Annotated in this window: 12 protein-coding genes and 2 riboswitches; of the genes, 6 read left to right on the forward strand and 6 right to left on the reverse strand. The window is 41.0% G+C overall.

The features are described from left to right. Positions 1 to 68: 68 nt before the first annotated feature. The 3 genes from AC6CIB_RS06120 (at position 69) to AC6CIB_RS06130 (ending at position 3,897) form a co-directional block, all read left to right on the forward strand. Complete coding sequence (locus AC6CIB_RS06120; RefSeq protein ID WP_498278802.1) at positions 69 to 1,073, forward strand: FecCD family ABC transporter permease; 1,005 nt, start codon at positions 69 to 71, stop codon at positions 1,071 to 1,073. Further along, entirely contained in the window at positions 1,073 to 2,080 is a 1,008-nt protein-coding gene (locus AC6CIB_RS06125; RefSeq protein WP_498278804.1) for a FecCD family ABC transporter permease, read from the forward strand. The genes AC6CIB_RS06120 and AC6CIB_RS06125 overlap by 1 nt, the downstream gene beginning before the upstream one ends. Before the next feature lie 503 nt (positions 2,081 to 2,583). After that, entirely contained in the window at positions 2,584 to 3,897 is a 1,314-nt protein-coding gene (locus AC6CIB_RS06130; RefSeq protein ID WP_498278806.1) for a short-chain fatty acid transporter, read from the forward strand. Between the two features lie 167 nt (positions 3,898 to 4,064). Here the strand turns inward: AC6CIB_RS06130 and AC6CIB_RS06135 are convergent, their stop codons facing one another. The 4 genes from AC6CIB_RS06135 to AC6CIB_RS06150 form a co-directional block, all read right to left on the reverse strand. Further along, positions 4,065 to 5,045: a bile acid:sodium symporter family protein gene (locus AC6CIB_RS06135; RefSeq protein ID WP_498278808.1), complete on the reverse strand. Its 981-nt coding sequence runs from the start codon at positions 5,043 to 5,045 to the stop codon at positions 4,065 to 4,067. Next, complete coding sequence (locus AC6CIB_RS06140; RefSeq protein ID WP_498278810.1) at positions 5,042 to 6,439, reverse strand: FAD-binding oxidoreductase; 1,398 nt, start codon at positions 6,437 to 6,439, stop codon at positions 5,042 to 5,044. The genes AC6CIB_RS06135 and AC6CIB_RS06140 overlap by 4 nt, the downstream gene beginning before the upstream one ends. A 231-nt stretch (positions 6,440 to 6,670) precedes the next feature. Next, positions 6,671 to 7,768: a threonine aldolase family protein gene (locus AC6CIB_RS06145; RefSeq protein ID WP_498278812.1), complete on the reverse strand. Its 1,098-nt coding sequence runs from the start codon at positions 7,766 to 7,768 to the stop codon at positions 6,671 to 6,673. Between the two features lie 317 nt (positions 7,769 to 8,085). Beyond that, complete coding sequence (locus AC6CIB_RS06150) at positions 8,086 to 9,474, reverse strand: bifunctional metallophosphatase/5'-nucleotidase (RefSeq protein ID WP_498278814.1); 1,389 nt, start codon at positions 9,472 to 9,474, stop codon at positions 8,086 to 8,088. A gap of 273 nt (positions 9,475 to 9,747) precedes the next feature. After that, positions 9,748 to 9,849, forward strand: a riboswitch (purine riboswitch). Positions 9,850 to 9,924: 75 nt separating this feature from the next. Here AC6CIB_RS06150 and ade point away from each other — a divergent pair. Beyond that, a complete protein-coding gene (gene ade, locus AC6CIB_RS06155; RefSeq protein WP_498278816.1) occupies positions 9,925 to 11,670 on the forward strand; it encodes an adenine deaminase in 1,746 nt (581 codons plus the stop codon). A 363-nt stretch (positions 11,671 to 12,033) separates the two neighbouring features. Here the strand turns inward: ade and AC6CIB_RS06160 are convergent, their stop codons facing one another. Then, a complete protein-coding gene (locus tag AC6CIB_RS06160; protein ID WP_498278818.1) occupies positions 12,034 to 13,539 on the reverse strand; it encodes a flotillin family protein in 1,506 nt (501 codons plus the stop codon). Between the two features lie 178 nt (positions 13,540 to 13,717). Beyond that, complete coding sequence (locus AC6CIB_RS06165) at positions 13,718 to 13,906, reverse strand: hypothetical protein (RefSeq protein ID WP_498278820.1); 189 nt, start codon at positions 13,904 to 13,906, stop codon at positions 13,718 to 13,720. Positions 13,907 to 14,165: 259 nt separating this feature from the next. Beyond that, a riboswitch (cobalamin riboswitch) is annotated at positions 14,166 to 14,355 on the forward strand. A 147-nt stretch (positions 14,356 to 14,502) separates the two neighbouring features. Here AC6CIB_RS06165 and AC6CIB_RS06170 point away from each other — a divergent pair. After that, positions 14,503 to 14,976: an acyl-CoA thioesterase gene (locus tag AC6CIB_RS06170; RefSeq protein WP_498278822.1), complete on the forward strand. Its 474-nt coding sequence runs from the start codon at positions 14,503 to 14,505 to the stop codon at positions 14,974 to 14,976. A 315-nt stretch (positions 14,977 to 15,291) separates the two neighbouring features. Beyond that, the gene (locus AC6CIB_RS06175) at positions 15,292 to 16,542 is read left to right on the forward strand and encodes a helix-turn-helix domain-containing protein (RefSeq protein ID WP_498278824.1); all 1,251 of its coding nucleotides are present in this window, start codon (positions 15,292 to 15,294) and stop codon (positions 16,540 to 16,542) included. Positions 16,543 to 16,804 lie beyond the last annotated feature (262 nt).

Consider the following 16,804-nt stretch of genomic DNA (forward strand, 5'->3'; position numbering starts at 1 on the left):
TCGTAAAGGGGATTCTTATCACAAGAATTCCCTTTCTTTCCACTCTACTAAAGAAAAGATGATTGAATATGAAAACTCAAAATCAGCGAATTCCATTTATTTATAAATTAATGGGGGCAACCTTCCTATTTGCTGCTGCTTTTCTTGTATCTGTGGTGTATGGGGCTGCGGAGACAACGGTGAAGGACGTTTGGCTCGCATTGACCCCTGTCGGTGACGGAGATAAGGTGACCATCCTGCGGGAGATCCGCTTCCCTAGAGAAGTTGCCGCCATTGTTGTTGGAGCTTCTTTAGCCGTCTCAGGAGCCATCATGCAGGGGATGACGAGAAATCCCCTTGCAGACCCGGGCTTACTTGGATTGACAGCAGGAGCAAACGCTGCATTAGCCGTTGCTCTCGCCTTTTCTCCTTCCATCAGCTACTATGGCATTATGATTGCTTGCTTCATCGGCTCTGCTGTAGGGGCATCGTTGGTATTCGGCATCAGCTCCATGAAACGTGGCGGCTTCTCTCCCTTTAGAATTGTATTAGCCGGTGCTGCCGTTTCCGCCTTTTTATTTGCCATTTCTGAAGGTATCGGCCTTTACTTTAAGCTTTCCAAAGATGTGTCGATGTGGACGGCCGGTGGAATGATCGGGACAACGTGGAACCAGCTTCAAGTGATTGTTCCATTTATTTTAATCGGTATTGTGGTTTCAATCTTTTTATCCAGACAACTAACCATATTAAGTTTGAATGAGGAAGTTGCCGTCGGATTGGGTCAACGTACGGCTTTTGTAAAAACCATCCTGTTTATCGTGATTGTTCTACTTGCAGGCGCTGCCGTTGCCCTTGTTGGTAATATGGTATTTATCGGCTTGATGATCCCCCATATTGTCCGGGCTGTGGTTGGGACAGATTACCGCTTCATCATCCCCATCTCCACACTGTTTGGAGCATCCTTTATGCTGCTCGCAGATACGCTTGGCCGAACAATCAACGCCCCTTACGAAACACCAGTGGCAGCGATTGTCGCGATGATGGGCTTACCTTTCTTCCTATTTATCGTACATAAAGGAGGGAAAGGCTTCTGATGATACATCCAGATTTGATCAAAAAACAACGATTACTTTTTATTGGACTACTAATCCTTATCGCAGCAACAACATTTATTAGTATTGGACTAGGTTATTCTTCTGTTTCTTATGAGCGTCTACTCCCTACTATTTTAGGTGAAGGGTCATTTAAAGAAGAATTCATACTATTTTCTATTCGTTTACCAAGAATCATCATTACGATTTTGGCAGGGATGGCCTTGGCACTTTCCGGTTCCATTTTACAAAGTATCACACGGAATGACTTAGCTGATCCAGGTATTATCGGAATTAATTCCGGGGCAGGGGTTTCTATTGCCATCTTCTTTTTATTTTTCCCAATCGATGCGGGTTCATTTGCCTATCTGCTGCCGGTTGTGGCTTTCGCAGGTGCTCTTCTTACAGCCTGCCTCATCTATATGTTTTCGTATAGTAAGCGGAATGGGATTCAGCCTGTGAGATTAGTCTTAGTAGGGGTCGGATTCTCCATGGCATTGTCCGGGCTCATGATCATTCTCATCTCAAGTGCTGAACGGGCAAAAGTGGATTTCATTGCCATGTGGCTGGCAGGGAATATCTGGGGGTCAGATTGGCCGTTTATCTGGGCGCTTCTCCCCTGGTTGGTGATTCTGATTCCGTTTGCAATCTATAAATCCCAGATGTTGAATCTTCTGGGATTAAGTGAACCTGTCTCTGTTGGCGTAGGAGTTTCCATCAATCGTGAACGTTTCATCATGCTAATGGTAGCTGTTGCCTTAGCCGCATCAGCTGTTTCCGTCACAGGTGGAATCGCCTTTATCGGATTAATGGCCCCCCATATCGCCAAAGCATTGGTTGGACCACGCAATCAAATGTTTATCCCGATTGCCATTCTGCTGGGAGGCTGGCTCTTATTGCTCGCAGACACAGTCGGCCGGAATATCCTGGAACCCGATGGCATTCCAGCAGGGATCATGATCGCTCTGATCGGAGCTCCGTACTTTATGTATTTATTGTTGAAGAAATAGGTTGGGTTTAGGAGTTGAGGGACGGACCTTGGCGCATGTTATTTTATAGAAGAATGTGATAGGAACAGGCTTTGTGTGTTGGAGGGGATGCGTAGAGGTCCGTCCCTCTCTGCCATTTTCAAATTCGATAATAAATAGGGCAAAGTCGATAAAAAATGAGGCAAAATCGATAATAAAGCCTTTCAATGCCCTATTATGAAAGGCTACTTACTCCTATTCCTGTTCCATTTGAATAGAGCCCGATGTCTCATATACTTAATTTGTCATATTTTAATGAGAATACCCTAAATAAAGGTGAAAAACGTAATCATTTATTCCTTTTCAACACTCGCCTTATATCCACCAAGCTTCATATATTATTGTCATTTATCCTATTTCATTCCCCTCAAACGAAGTTAACCATTATTATGTGCGAACCTGTACGTTTCTATTATTTTGAATTAAGGACATGTATTTATTTTACATTTAATATAATGTAACAACCACCGAAAGGAGTTGTTATGATGTTATCTTCTATTGCAGATCGAGTCTCTAAAGTTGTCCAGCGTTACTTGCCAGATGCATTTGTCATTGCAGTTCTCCTTACTTTATTTGTTTTCATAGTTGGATTTATTACGAACCCTGAAGAACCCATTACCCTCGTTAAATCATTTGGAGATGGATTTTGGGTTTACCTTACGTTTACCATGCAGATGGTTCTCCTTTTACTAACCGGGATGGTATTAGCAGCTGTACCCGTTGTAAAAAAAGGACTGGAATCAGTAGCCGGACTCGCAAATACTCCTACTAAAGCTTATGTTCTTACGTTTGTGGTATCTGCTTTCGCCTATTATATTAACTGGGGACTTGCGGTTGTCGTTGGAGCTATTTTTGTACGTGAGGTTGGGAAACGAAATCAGAATGCCCACTTTCCTCTCCTTGTTGCAGCAGCCTATTCACCAACTGTCCTTTACACCGCTGGTTTATCAAGTTCAATCGGTTTAACTGTCGCTTCAAAAGATCATTTCTTAGCAGATGTGATGGGTGTCATCCCTACTTCAGAGACCATATTCAATCCTTCCACTCTCATTATTTTTGCTGTCTTATTTGTTACTATGCCTATCGTCATTTGCCTCATGGCTCCTAAAACAAATATTAAACCTTATCTGGAAAAAGAAGTTTCTTTGAAAAGAGAAACCGTATCACAAGAAGCGAATACACCTGCCCTTAAATTGGAACAAACGCCCGTATTAGGGATTGTAACAGGTGTAGTTGGATTGATTTATGTGATAAATGAATTCGTGATTGGAAGAGATTTGGACTTGAATATCATTAATATCTTATTTTTTTCACTGGGCCTCATTCTTCATCGTTCACTTGGACAGTTTGGGAATGCTTTTAAAGAAGCTGTTGGTTCAACTTCTCCAATTATCTTGCAATTTCCATTTTACGCCGGGATCATAGCCGTTCTTTCAAGTTCCGGGCTTGGTCAAACCATTATTGATGGTATGACTTCCATTGCAAATAAAGAAACCTTTGATGTCTTTACTTACTGGTCGGCAGGGGTTGTAAATATATTAGCTCCTTCTGGTGGAGGGCAATGGGCATTACAAGGTCCTTTACAGGTTCCAGCAGGCATGAAGTTAGGGGTTGACCCTTCAACGATTGCAATGGCCGTTGGCTGGGGAGATGCATGGACGAATCTGATTCAACCATTCTGGGCGCTTCCAATTTTGAGTATTGTTGGACTTCATATTAGACACATCATGGGTTACTGCTTCTTACTAGCTATCTGGGTTGGAGTTATTACAACCATCCTGTTGCTATTCTTGTATTAAGGAGCTTTTTAATACTTGATGCTCATAAAACAGTTGGGAATATTTTCATTAAAAAGGACTGGTCCACTCAAAGTGGATCAGTCCTTTTCCCTTACTGCCTCAATCTTATAAAAAATGTGATTCCCATTGTTTTTTCATTTCAACCATATCAAGTCCTCTCCGTTTCATTACCTTGCGTTCGGACTAGCTGCCCGAGGCACAAATTCCTCCTCATTCTCTTCCTTCACAGGTTTCTTACTCCAGAACGTCGCAAGAATCGGTCCTGAAATATTATGCCAAACGGCCGCAATAACACTTGGTAAAGCAGCCAGTGGTCCAAAGTGAGCAGTTGCCAACGCCACTCCAAGTCCGGAGTTTTGCATCCCGACTTCAATCGAAATCGCTCTTCGCTTACTTTCATCTAATTTCATAAGGACTCCTGTTCCATACCCCAGTCCAAGTCCAAATAGATTATGCAGAATCACAGCGGTAAAAATGATCGCTCCTGAGGTTGCAATATTTTCAACATTTGCTGAAACGACTGCCGATACGATAATAATGATAGCCAATACTGAAATCAATGGAATGACATTTAAACTTTTTTCCACTGTGCTTGGGAATAGTTTTCGAATGACTAACCCCAAAGTGATGGGTACAATGATCACTTGAACGATGGAAAGAAACATGGCAATCGGATCGACAGGCAGCCACTGACCTGCCAAAGCCAATAAAATCAGTGGAGTCGCAATAGGTGCCAATAATGTTGACAGTGATGTCATGGCAACGGATAATGCCAGATTCCCTTTTGCCAGATACACCATGACATTGGATGCTGTCCCACCAGGAACCGACCCCAGTAATACTAATCCAGCCGCTAATTCATTCGGTAGATTCAGTATATACGCTATCAATAGGGCACCTAAAGGCATGATGATAAATTGGGCTAATACTCCAGTGATGACAGGCAACGGCTTCTTAAGAACCAGCTGAAAGTCAACGGGCTTTAAAGTAAGTCCCATACCGAACATCACGACACCTAATAGAATCGTTATATAGCCGCCCAAAGGCAGGAATGGAGCAGGAGCAAAATAGGCTACCGCCGCTACGAGGATGACCCAAATAGCAAAATACTTACCTGCTAGATTGCTGATCGTTTCGAGTAGTTTCATTTCTGTTCCTCCTTCTTTTTATGTACTAGTTTATGAGGATTAAAAAGTTCATTTGGATCAAGTGCCAGCTTGATTTTTTCCATTACCTGAAGGGCACCACCGTGTTCTCTTTCCTGATACTTCATCTTTCCTACACCTACACCGTGCTCACCCGTGCATGTCCCGTTTCGTTCTAAAGCATACTCCACGATTTGTTCATTAAAGGCTTCTGCCTTCTCGACTTCTTTCGGATTATTCAAATCAATCATTAGCAATGCGTGGTAATTTCCATCCCCAACATGACCGAGGATGCCTCCGGTCAGTTCTAATTCCCCAAGCTTTTTACGTGCATACTGGATCGCACCTGATAATTCCGAAATAGGCACACATACGTCTGTCACCATCAGCTTCTTTCCTGGGTTTCCATGAACATAAGCATACGCAAGATTATGCCGCGCTTCCCATAATCTGTTCCTGGCTGCATTGTCTTCTTCAAAAATAATCTCTTCACAATGGTGGTCTTTGACAATTTCTTTTGTAAACTCAACATCATGATTCAGACCTGCTTCATTGCCGTGAAATTCTAGAAAAAGAGTAGGTTTTTCTTTGTAGTCCGTATCACTGAAAAGATTCACTTGTACCATCGACGGTTCATCAACAAGCTCTACTCTCGCGATTGGAATCCCCGCCTGTAAAATCGATACAACCGCTTCTACAGCATCATTGATATGTGGGAAGGAAGCCCGTGCTGCTACGATATGTTCAGGAATACCATATACGCGTAGGGTTAACTCTGTAATACAGCCTAACGTCCCTTCTGAACCAACGAATAGACTGTTCAAGTTATAACCGGACGACGATTTCTGTGCCAGATTTCCTGTGTGAATCACTTCTCCATCGGGAAGCACCACTTCTAAATCCCGGACTTGATCTCGCATGACTCCATATTTTACAGAAGTTGTCCCACTTGCGTTTGTGGCAGCCATACCTCCAAGGGTCGCATCAGCACCAGGATCAACTGAAAAGAAGAGACCATATTTCTTCAATTCTTTATTCAACTGAGAACGTGTAACACCAGGTTGAACCTTCACCAGAAAATCCTTCTCCCTCACCTCAAGTACTTTAATCATCCCAGAAAAATCAATGGTGATTCCCTTATCATATGGAATCACATGCCCTTCAAGACTGGTGCCGAGGCCAAACGGGATAATGGGTGTGTGGTAAGCAGCAGCCACCTTCACAATCGCACTCACTTCCTCAGCACTCTCAGGGAACACAACCATATCTGGAGAGTTGGGAATATGATAGGATTCATCCCTTCCATGCTGCTCCAAAACCGTTTCATTCACTGTCACTTGGTGACTGCTTAAGATTTCACTTAACTCATCGAACAAACCACTATTCTTTACACTCATATGCCTTCTCCCCTTCTAAAAAATGTATAATGTATCGAATTATACCTAATAATCAGAATATTTCAATAGAAATCGCGGATTATTTTGAGTTAAATTGAGGGACGGACCTCCAAAATAGTGATTTATGAGAAGAATGCTGTAATGGCACGGATTGTCTATTGGTGGAGGTCCGTCCCTCCTTCTCCATTAAAAAAGTGGCACCGGAATCATCCGGTACCACTTTATGATTATTTATTTCTCTTTCAATCTCTTCAATTTCTCATCCAACACCACAAATAACTTACTCAATTTTTGTTTCGAAACGTTCTCGTATTGATCCCCTACACTTACTTCATACGCACACTCATTTTCAGTCACTTCTTTTACGTAACCAGTTAAACCGATACCTGTCTCGTCATAAACATCCACCAAAATAGATTCCATTTCTTTTTGTGGGTAGTGAAAGAAGACATGAAACATATTGGAAACAGGCTTTTCAGGAAGAGTAGATACACCCTGGCAGCCGTTAAAAAGACCAGCAAGTTCTTTTGCTCCTTCATAATACTGATCCATTTTATTGATTCGTTGGTCAAAATAGTAATCTGCACTCAGGATGTAGGGATAGAGGCTGATGAGATCACCGCCATGACGTCTTTTCCATACCTTTGATTCTTTGGTGAACTCCTCGCTTCCTGCCAGGATCGCACCTGCAATTCCTCCGATTCCTTTATAGAATGAAATATAGACACTATCGAAAAGGGCACAGATTTCTTCTGCTGATTTCGCATAATGGGGCAGAATTTCATAAAGCCTGGCACCGTCTAAATGAAGCTTGATTCCTTTTCCCCGGCAGTATTCAGAGATGGCTTCAAGAGTCTCGTAGTCTGGTAATTGACCGCCGATTTCCCTTTGAGGCAGCTCTAACAGTAAGCATGCAATGTCCGCTTTAAGACCAATCACGTCTTCCAGTCCAATCACACGATTCTTGTCAGCTAATAGAATCGGTTCAATACCATGTAATTTCTTCAGCCCATCTTCTTCATGAATCTCTAAATGACATAAAGGATGATACGCCACTCTGTGCAAATCTTTTTGATCACACCAAATACGCAGGGCAATCTGCTGAGCCATCGTTCCGCTCGGAAAAAAAACAGCACTTTCTTTTCCCAGAAAGTTTGCCATCTTCTTTTGGAAGTCCTCTATTATTCTACCCGATCCGTAAATATCACTTTCCAAGTCATCATCTACATCTACTAAAGCATCTTTAAGAACATCCAGATTTCGTCTCCCATGTCCCTGAAGTTGATAAGCAGTTTGTTTATACACTTCAAATAAAGTCTTTTCTCCCATTGTTTTGCTCCTTTTTATGAGTTCATCACTTCTTCAATGAACCCCTTCACTCGTTTCTTGTACTCCTCTTCTTCTACCGTAATACCTTCTGTGTGACCGGCGTCTTGTACAATTCATAATTCTTTCATGCTATACGTTGCTTCGTACAGGCGATTGGCCATTTCAGTTGGAACAAGTCGTACAAGTAGTTAAGTCTATTTTATACTTGAAGCCGGTGTGAGTTTCATAGAAAAAGGCAATTTCAAATGCGCTATTTCGCTGTAGCTTTTCCACATTCAAAAGCGCCGAGACACTCTTTGCGTCTCGTGTGTTGAATTCTAAACCATGATGTCACTACTTTCCTTCCACCTGTTCACGTGGGCTTTCTCGATAAAATCCTTCCGAGATCCATACATCCGGATCACATCGCGGATTTCCTCGGCAAGATACTTTTCATTTCGGTTATGGGCGAGGGATTCATAGCCGGAGCCTCTTTGCAAATAATCAGAGGAAGCAACGGAATACCACTTCTCCTCTTCTAACGGAAGATTCCCAATCAGGATTTCCGACACTCGTTTACCATCATATATAATTTCAGCTCCTGAAACGTGAAGCCTTCCAACGAATTTCCCCCGGAATCCTGGACCTCTTCCATCAGCTAAACATACCTGTACATCCAGAGATTGTTCTATAGCTGTCCGAATGTACTTTCCTTGTATATCGAAAGAGGTTGGGTTCAAAGGTGACGGGCAGATCTCAATGAGCTTTTTATTACTAATAAAATCAAAAGCCCCAGCGTTCACAATTCCACCATTCATTAGTCCCAGATCACATTTCATCATGTCCCGCAGACCATCGGCAATTAAATTTGTTAATGGATTCTCTTCTATCACATCATGCCATAGAGGCTGGTTGAGTTTATATAGTGGCCGACTTAACACATCAACCGCTTTCTCTTTGTTTTCTTTTAAGATGCTGACGACCTCTTCATCATTAGAAGAAAACTTTGTAGAAATCGTTTCTCCACGGAGTAATTCTATGCCGTTCCTTGTAACATTTACTTCAACCACCCCAATGTATTCCCCGTAGCAGCCTGCACTGTTCATAATGGTCCCGTTTACAACTTTGGCTTGTGGATAAAGCTTATGGTCGTGAGCCGATAGAATGAGATCAACCCCTTCGATTTCATTCACAAGTTCATCATCTGCCAGTGTCCCTACATGATTGAGAAGAATACACAAGTCATACTTTCCTCGATTTCGTGCTACCTCCTCTGTAATCGCTTTCTTATAATCGGTAATATGTACACCCAGCCCTTCGTTGAAGTCCTGTAAGTCAGGGGACGCACCTGTAATGAAGATCCGCAAACCATTCTTTTCTAATATGACGCTTGGTTTCACCCCGTTTACGGCCACTTTGTCTTTCCTAAGAAGATTATTACTAATGAACGGTACGGGACTATTGCTGGCCATATGTTCCAAAGTATCGAATCCATTGAACATTTCATTGTTTCCAATTGTTAACGCATCATACCCAACAGATTGCAGCAGTTCAACAGCAGCCATTCCCCTCGTTCCTTGAAGCTCGATGCTTTTGAAATCGGCAAAATCCCCTCCATCGAGAATGAGTGTGTCCTCATCTTTAAGCTCTTTTATTAAGGAAGCTGCTCTTTTGAATGACTCAAAATGGCTATGTAGATCATTTGTGTGGATAATTTTTAATTTCATCATAACCTCCGGAATTGATTTCAGAAAACTCTCTCTATTAATAGTATAGGAAATTAGGATGATGTAAAGGATCTTTATGGAAAAAAGAGAGCTTATCTTCCATGTAACAGAAGATAAGCTCTTCAAGTATTATTTTCTTCGACCAGATCTGTAAAGACAACTAATCGGTCTACCTATTTTACCTGTACATAAATGTAGAATGAGTAGAAAAAGATATCAATTATTGACACATTCCATTTGGTGCCTATAAAATGTGAAATAATCATTTTCAACAAATAATATCATCCACATACTCGTATAATATTGGAAATATGGTCCAAAAGTTTCTACCAAACTACCGTAAATGGTTTGACTACGAGAGGAGCAGGGGCAGGAGTCCCTTCTCTTCTCTCTCTATGTCAAACCCCGGGTGCATCCCGGGGTTTTTTATTTAGAATAGGAGAGGATTTCATGGGTACAAATAAAGCTATACTGAAAAAAAGAATTGCAGCTGCGAATAAAGAAAGCCTCGCAGACATGGTTATAAAAAATGGGAAAATAATAGATGTGTTTAATCTTGAAATCATTGAAGAAGATGTAGCGATTATGGATGGGATGATCATTGGGATTGGAAATTTCCAAGGAAAACAGGTCATCGATGCTAAGGGCAGATATATAAGCCCCTCTTTTATCGATGCACATGTTCATATTGAATCTTCCATGGTCACACCATCTGAATTTGCAAAAGTCGTTCTTCCTCATGGGGTCACGACCGTGATTACAGATCCCCATGAAATCGGGAATGTATCTGGAGAAAAAGGCATTGGATTCATGCTCGACGATTCTGAGAACATTCCATTAGATGTGTTAACCATGCTTCCTTCCTGCGTACCGGCAACCCCATTTGAAAATACAGGAGCAACGCTGACAGCCAAAGAGCTGAAACCTTTCTATACACATGAGCGGGTCCTTGGACTGGCAGAGGTAATGGACTACCCTTCCCTCCAAAAAGGCGATGATTCCATTGTTGATAAAATCACTATCACCTCGGAGTATAGTCAAAATATGGACGGACATTTAGCGGGGCTTGATACAAATGCGATCAATGTTTATAAATCCGCAGGTATTCGAACCGATCATGAATGCACCACCGTCTCTGAAGCATTGGAACGAATACGACGAGGGATGTACCTTCTCATTCGCGAAGGATCCGTGGCTAAAGATTTGAAATCGCTTATTGGAGTTGTTAACGAAAGAAATGCCCGTCGCTGTCTATTCTGTACAGATGATAAGCACTTGGATGATTTAATCGAGGAAGGCAGTATCGATCACAATATTCGATTAGCAATTCAGGAAGGTCTCGATCCTCTCTTGGCGATTGGCATCGCCTCTTTGAATGCTGCTGAATGTTATGGATTACACACTAAAGGCGCAATTGCACCTGGATACGATGCGGATCTTGTATTACTGGAAGATCTTAAAACGATCTCTATATCAGAGGTGTACAAAAAAGGGAAACAAGTAGCTGCACATGGACAGTTTGTCGGAGAATCAATTGTAAAACCGGAGCCAAAACCATCTCTGACTTCAACTGTTCATATTCCTGAACTAACTGAAAAACATCTCCAAATTGAAATGGGCGTTACAAAAGAAGCACATATTATTGAAATCATCCCTAACCACCTTAGAACCAATAAACAGATTGAAAAGGTTCAAGTAGAAAATGGATTCTTTATCCCTTCTATTCAACAGGATCAACTTAAGATGGCTGTCGTTGAAAGACATAAAGGGACAGGAAACATTGGCTTGGGCATTGTAAAAGGATTCGGATTGAAAAAAGGAGCCATCGCTACCACCATTGCTCATGATTCCCAAAATATTGTCACAACTGGTACAAATGATCGTGATATCCTGCAAGCTATCGAGGCGCTTAACGAAATGAATGGCGGCCTGGTGATGGTAAGAGACGGAAATGTCATAGCCTCTCTCCCATTACCGATTGCAGGGTTGATGTCCGACCAGGGATTTGAAGAAGTGGTATCAGGGCTCAGCGATTTGAAAAATGCGTTTGTAGAATTAGGATTCTCCGGAGACTTTAATCCATTTCTGACTCTCTCTTTTCTCACTTTGCCTGTGATCCCTGAGTTGAAGCTGACAGATTTAGGATTGATTGATGTTAAAAGTTCCCGGCATATTGAGGTTGGGATACAAGGTTGATAGGTTTGTTGGACTGTTGAATTTTAATGTTTTTTTGACAGTTGAATATTGCTGTTCATTCAACTGTTGAATTTCTTCGAATATTTTTAACAGGCAAATTTTCCGTTGGTTTCACCTGTTAAATATCTTTCTATATTCAGCTGCTGATTTTTCATGATTTATCAGCAGTTGAACCTAAATAAATAACTGTACCTGGTACAATTCATCCGAGTTGTACCAGGTACAGTTATTTCATCATAATAGGTGCCAAGCACAAATGATTTCGTGCCTGGCTCTTTTTATTGGAATAGATTAGGCACTTCAAAGAAAGCGATTTTCCATAAGAAAAAAAATGTCTCCTTTGTTGAGACATCTCCATTCTCGTTATTTACTTTGACCTTCTTCTTTTGACTCTTTTTCTTCGGTCGTCACAGCAACTTCCTTGTCAGCTAACTCTGAAATTGCTGGCTGATAAGGTCTTTCATGGGTTCTGTTTGCATACGACTTCAGTAATTCACCTACATCGATGCCTGTCATTTCGCGTAACGGTTCCTGCATGTCAAGCATCGTTCTGGTGATGCTTTTCCCAAATGAAGGAACTCCCTGGCCATTACCGGAATCAATGATTTTAACAGAATCAATATTGTTAAGAGGCTGGGCAATTTTCTCTGCGAAAACTGGCAGCATTTCGATTAGTTTCTCTGTAATGATGACATCGCCATGCTTCTCCATCGCTTCTGCAAGCAGTTTACGGGATTCGGCTTCCGCTTTACCTCGTTCTCTGATAACATCGGCTTCTGCAGAACCTTCTTCTCTGCGGATCTTAGCTTTCGCTTCCCCGTCAATTTCAGCCTTGCGCGCTTCCGCTTCTGCTTTACGAGTCGTTTCGTAGTATTCGGCATCGGCTTTTGTTTTACGAACTTTTGATTCTTCTGCTTCAAGCTTCACGGCACGTTCACGTTCAAGGAATTGAAGCGTTAACTCTTCTTCTTTCACTTCTTTGGTAAGTTTGGCTTTTTCCAACTCATAGGACTGTTCCGATTTTGCTCTTGCCCGCTCTGTTTCTTCTTTGAAAGCTGCGTCTTTGATGTCCTTCTCTTTTTTCGATTGGGCAATGGTAATTTGACGCTTGTATTCTTCCTCTTTCGCTTCCTGATCGGTTTGGGCACGGTGAATACGGGTTTCACGCTCGGTGTTTGCTTCTGCAATTTCAGCTTGCTTGCGGACCTCGGCGATACGTGGACGACCAAGGTTTTTTAAGTATCCATTTTCTTCGTCTGCATCTCTTATGTCAGTTAACCCGAGTGACGTAATTTTGAAGCCCATAAGATCCAGCTGCTTCTGGGCAATTTCTGATACGTCAGCGTTAAATTTTTCACGGTTGCTGTTAATGTCTTCAACAGTCATTTTGGAAAGAATCGCACGAAGATTACTTCCCAGTACCTCGATGATTTCATCTTCAATTTCTTTTTGATCCTTACCAAGGAACTGCTCAGCATAGTTCGCAATCCCATTTAATGTGTCTGCCACCTTCACCATCGCCACTGCGTCCGCAACGATTGGTACTCCGCCATTTGTGTATACTCTCGGTGTCGATAGCTTTAACTGGAAGGATGTAAGATTAACAGGTGTGGAAGTTTGGAAACGTCTTAATCTGTACCCTCCACCCCTGATGATTTTCATGGAACGTCCTTCCTGGTCGGTGAAAATATTTGTTTCCTTCTCAGGATCCCCCAGTTTAGGTCCTGTAATGATCAGTGCCTGGTTGGATCTGGCTGTACGATAACGAAACCTCATCCAGAAATAATAGGCAATTCCTGCAATAGCAGCAATAACCAGAACAGGAATCAAGAACATAAAAAATCCGATAATACTTAATGATTCTAGCATTCTGACAACCCCTCTCAACATTTTCTATAAATCAGTCGAGCAACTGATTTAATATTTAATAAAATTGCTAGCTGCAATACTATCTACGGAAGAGTGATAGAAAAGTTTCAATAATTTAGGTGAATCTCCTAATTTTATATAAAAAAGCTCGAACCTTTAAAAAGTTCGAGCTTTCATACTATAAAAACCAGCCGTGTATCGCCCCTAACAGGGTAAATATGATGAGATGATCTCCAATCGCGATAAGGAAGAAAGAACAGGACAGTACGGAACCGATTAAATATGATATGAACGTAATTTGTGTGATTGGAAGCTGCGGGTCGTAAATGAGCATATGCGCTGCATTTTCCAAGCGCGTTCTTTTCACATAACCTGCTGGTGTTTCACCAATCAGCCCTTTAAACATCCGCTGAAAGTGATAAGGGGGAATAGGTTGATACTTTGGCTAATTGTTCTAAGAATAAATCTTCGCTTAGATGTTGATCGATATACTCTACTACTTTACCAATTTGTCTTGTGGCATTTTTCAGATCTCACTACCTTTTTGAAAAGCACTTGTTTATAAATTTTACCCTAATCATTCTCCTCACTCACTAAGGGTTATGATAAAATAAATGCGTTCACAATTTAATCATTGCTCATTGGTGAAGATGATTTAAGTTCATTTTCTTAAAAGGGAAGTTGGTGAAAGTCCAACGCGGTCCCGCCACTGTAAGGCTGAGAATTCGTATGGATCCACTGTTTCGAATTGAAATGGGAAGGAATGCGAAATCGTTGACGCTGAGCCAGGAGACCTGCCAAATGGGAAGAACACAGAAGTTCCTACGGGAGATAGGAGGGTGTTGCGCTAATTGAGCCACATGAGGAATCACATGATTCTGGACGTTCGCTTGAAATAGCCGCATCTTCTTTTTAAAAGGAGATGCTTTTTTTATTTCGGAAATTAAACTGGGAGATGAGAAAATGGAACAAGCTTATTCGGTAGAACGTTCACGAACCATACAAACAAAATTGGTGCTGCCACCGGACACCAATCATATGCAAACGATCTTCGGAGGAAAAGTCCTTTCCTATATTGATGAAATTGCGGCACTATCAGCAATGAAGCACTCCAGCTCAGTCGTCGTTACGGCATCGATTGACTCCGTCGACTTTTTGTCGTCTGCAACAGTCGGTGATGCGTTAAGCCTCGAGGCATACGTCACTTCTACAGGCAGAACATCAATGGAGGTTTATGTAAAGGTGTTTTCTACGAATCTCGTAACGAGTGTCAAAACCCTGACGACTGAATCATTCCTGACGATGGTCGCCGTTGATGAAAATGGAAAACCAAAGCCGGTGCCAAAGGTCATTCCAAAGACAGAAGAAGAATCGAGGCTTTTCAAAACGGCTCCTTTAAGAAAAGAGCATAGAAAAAATCGTGCGCTTATTTTGTAAACAGTCGCTGATTGCTGACTATCCTAAAAACAAAAACACTCAGAGCTTATCTAGGCTTTGAGTGTTTAAAAGGGCTAGTCTATTGGATCCTAATTGGAATGAAAACGGGGTTGGTTATATAGCGGGAAGTCATTCAGGATTCCCCTCCTCTGGTGAAAGAAGTACAGGATGAACTTCAGGAAGAAAAGAGAAAAACACTATAGAGATGCTATTTGGATGTTATTGCCTTCAGACCTCCGTCTTGTTCTAAACCTATAGAATACCGAGAAAATTTTCCCTATAATGAATAATAAAATAGTTCATTTGGGGTGTAGTATGATTGAAGGTAAATTAATTAAGTTTCATCGCGAAGATTCGGGTTTGACTCAAGAGCAGCTTGCACAGGGGATATGCTCCCCCACGCATCTAAGTAAAATTGAAAGAGGAATCACAGAGTATTCCAGTGAAATTACTGATTTACTTGCAAGAAAGCTTGGAATCAATATGGATGTTGAACGTTCTCGCTATCATTCCTTACAGGTTAAGTTATCAGAATGGAACGATGCGATTATTATGATTCGAACCAATGAAATCCATCAATTAAAAGGGGAAATTGAAAAAGAACCTTTACGGTTTCTATCAGACTTCATTGTTCAATACAATCTTTTCCTGGCAAGGTATTATCTATTTTTGAATAAACATGGAAAAGCAAAAGAAATAATGGACATGTTCGAACATAAAAACTACTCTCTTTCTCCTTTTGAACAAAATTTATTGTTGCATGTCAAGGGAATCTATCATCATTCAACAAGGCAGTTTAACTCTTGCATTAAAGTATTAAAACAGATTGACGATGAATATCCGAACTCCGAATATTATTTTCATTTGGCATTAGCGTATCATTCCATTCATTCAAACACCTTTGCCTATTATTATGGGCAAAGAGCTTTGCATTTTTTCCAAAAAACATTAAATATCCTGAGGGTTATCGATTCTGAAACCTTAATTTTAATCCAATTGAATGCCAAAGAACCCTTTGATATGGAAGAAACCAAACAACAGTATGATAAGCTCCTCAGAGTCTGTGAATCCGTTAATTCCAAGGAAAGGGAACATAAGATCCATAACAATCTTGGATTCGAATATTTTAGGAGAAAACGATATTCTGAATCAAAAGAATCCTATGAAAAAGCATTAAAACTTATTAATGAGGAAACCCCTGCGTCACATTATTTGGTAACACTTAGCGGCTATATACTTGCTTGTATGAAAGGAAATTTACTTACTTCCGAAGAGCTCAATCATTTAGCGACAAAAGGACTAAAAATGGCAACTCAGCATCAGGATCCCACTTACGTATTCTTTGAGATTTACTTACTCACCCTAAAGGGAAATGAAAAAGAACTTTATGAGTATATTGAAAATACAGCTCTCCCCCATTTCAAAAAAACGGGAAGTCAATTGATGTATCAGCATTATGAAAGACAACTATTTTTATATTATGTTAAAACCGGGCAAACAGAAAAGGGTTTCCGGCTTGCATCCGATAAGATGTCCAGCGAAATAAGTTATTATGAATTAGAATAATGCTCCTTCCGAATGATAAAAGGATGACTTGTCTCTTTTTATCATTCTTTTTTTGAAAGATAGTAGATGGAACACTAGAAAATCAATTCATTTTACCACTATATTATAAGTTAATCGTCCTCTTTGCATAATATTCATCCAAACAAGCCCTTTGCAACCCCAATACCAATTCATTATTTCACAACTTTTATCCTGCAGAAACCACGGAAAATCAGTTATAGGTTAAAAATCCCACCAATTATGTAGTTCATTAGTCTCGAAG

This window comes from Rossellomorea sp. GQ25 (genome assembly GCF_059758515.1).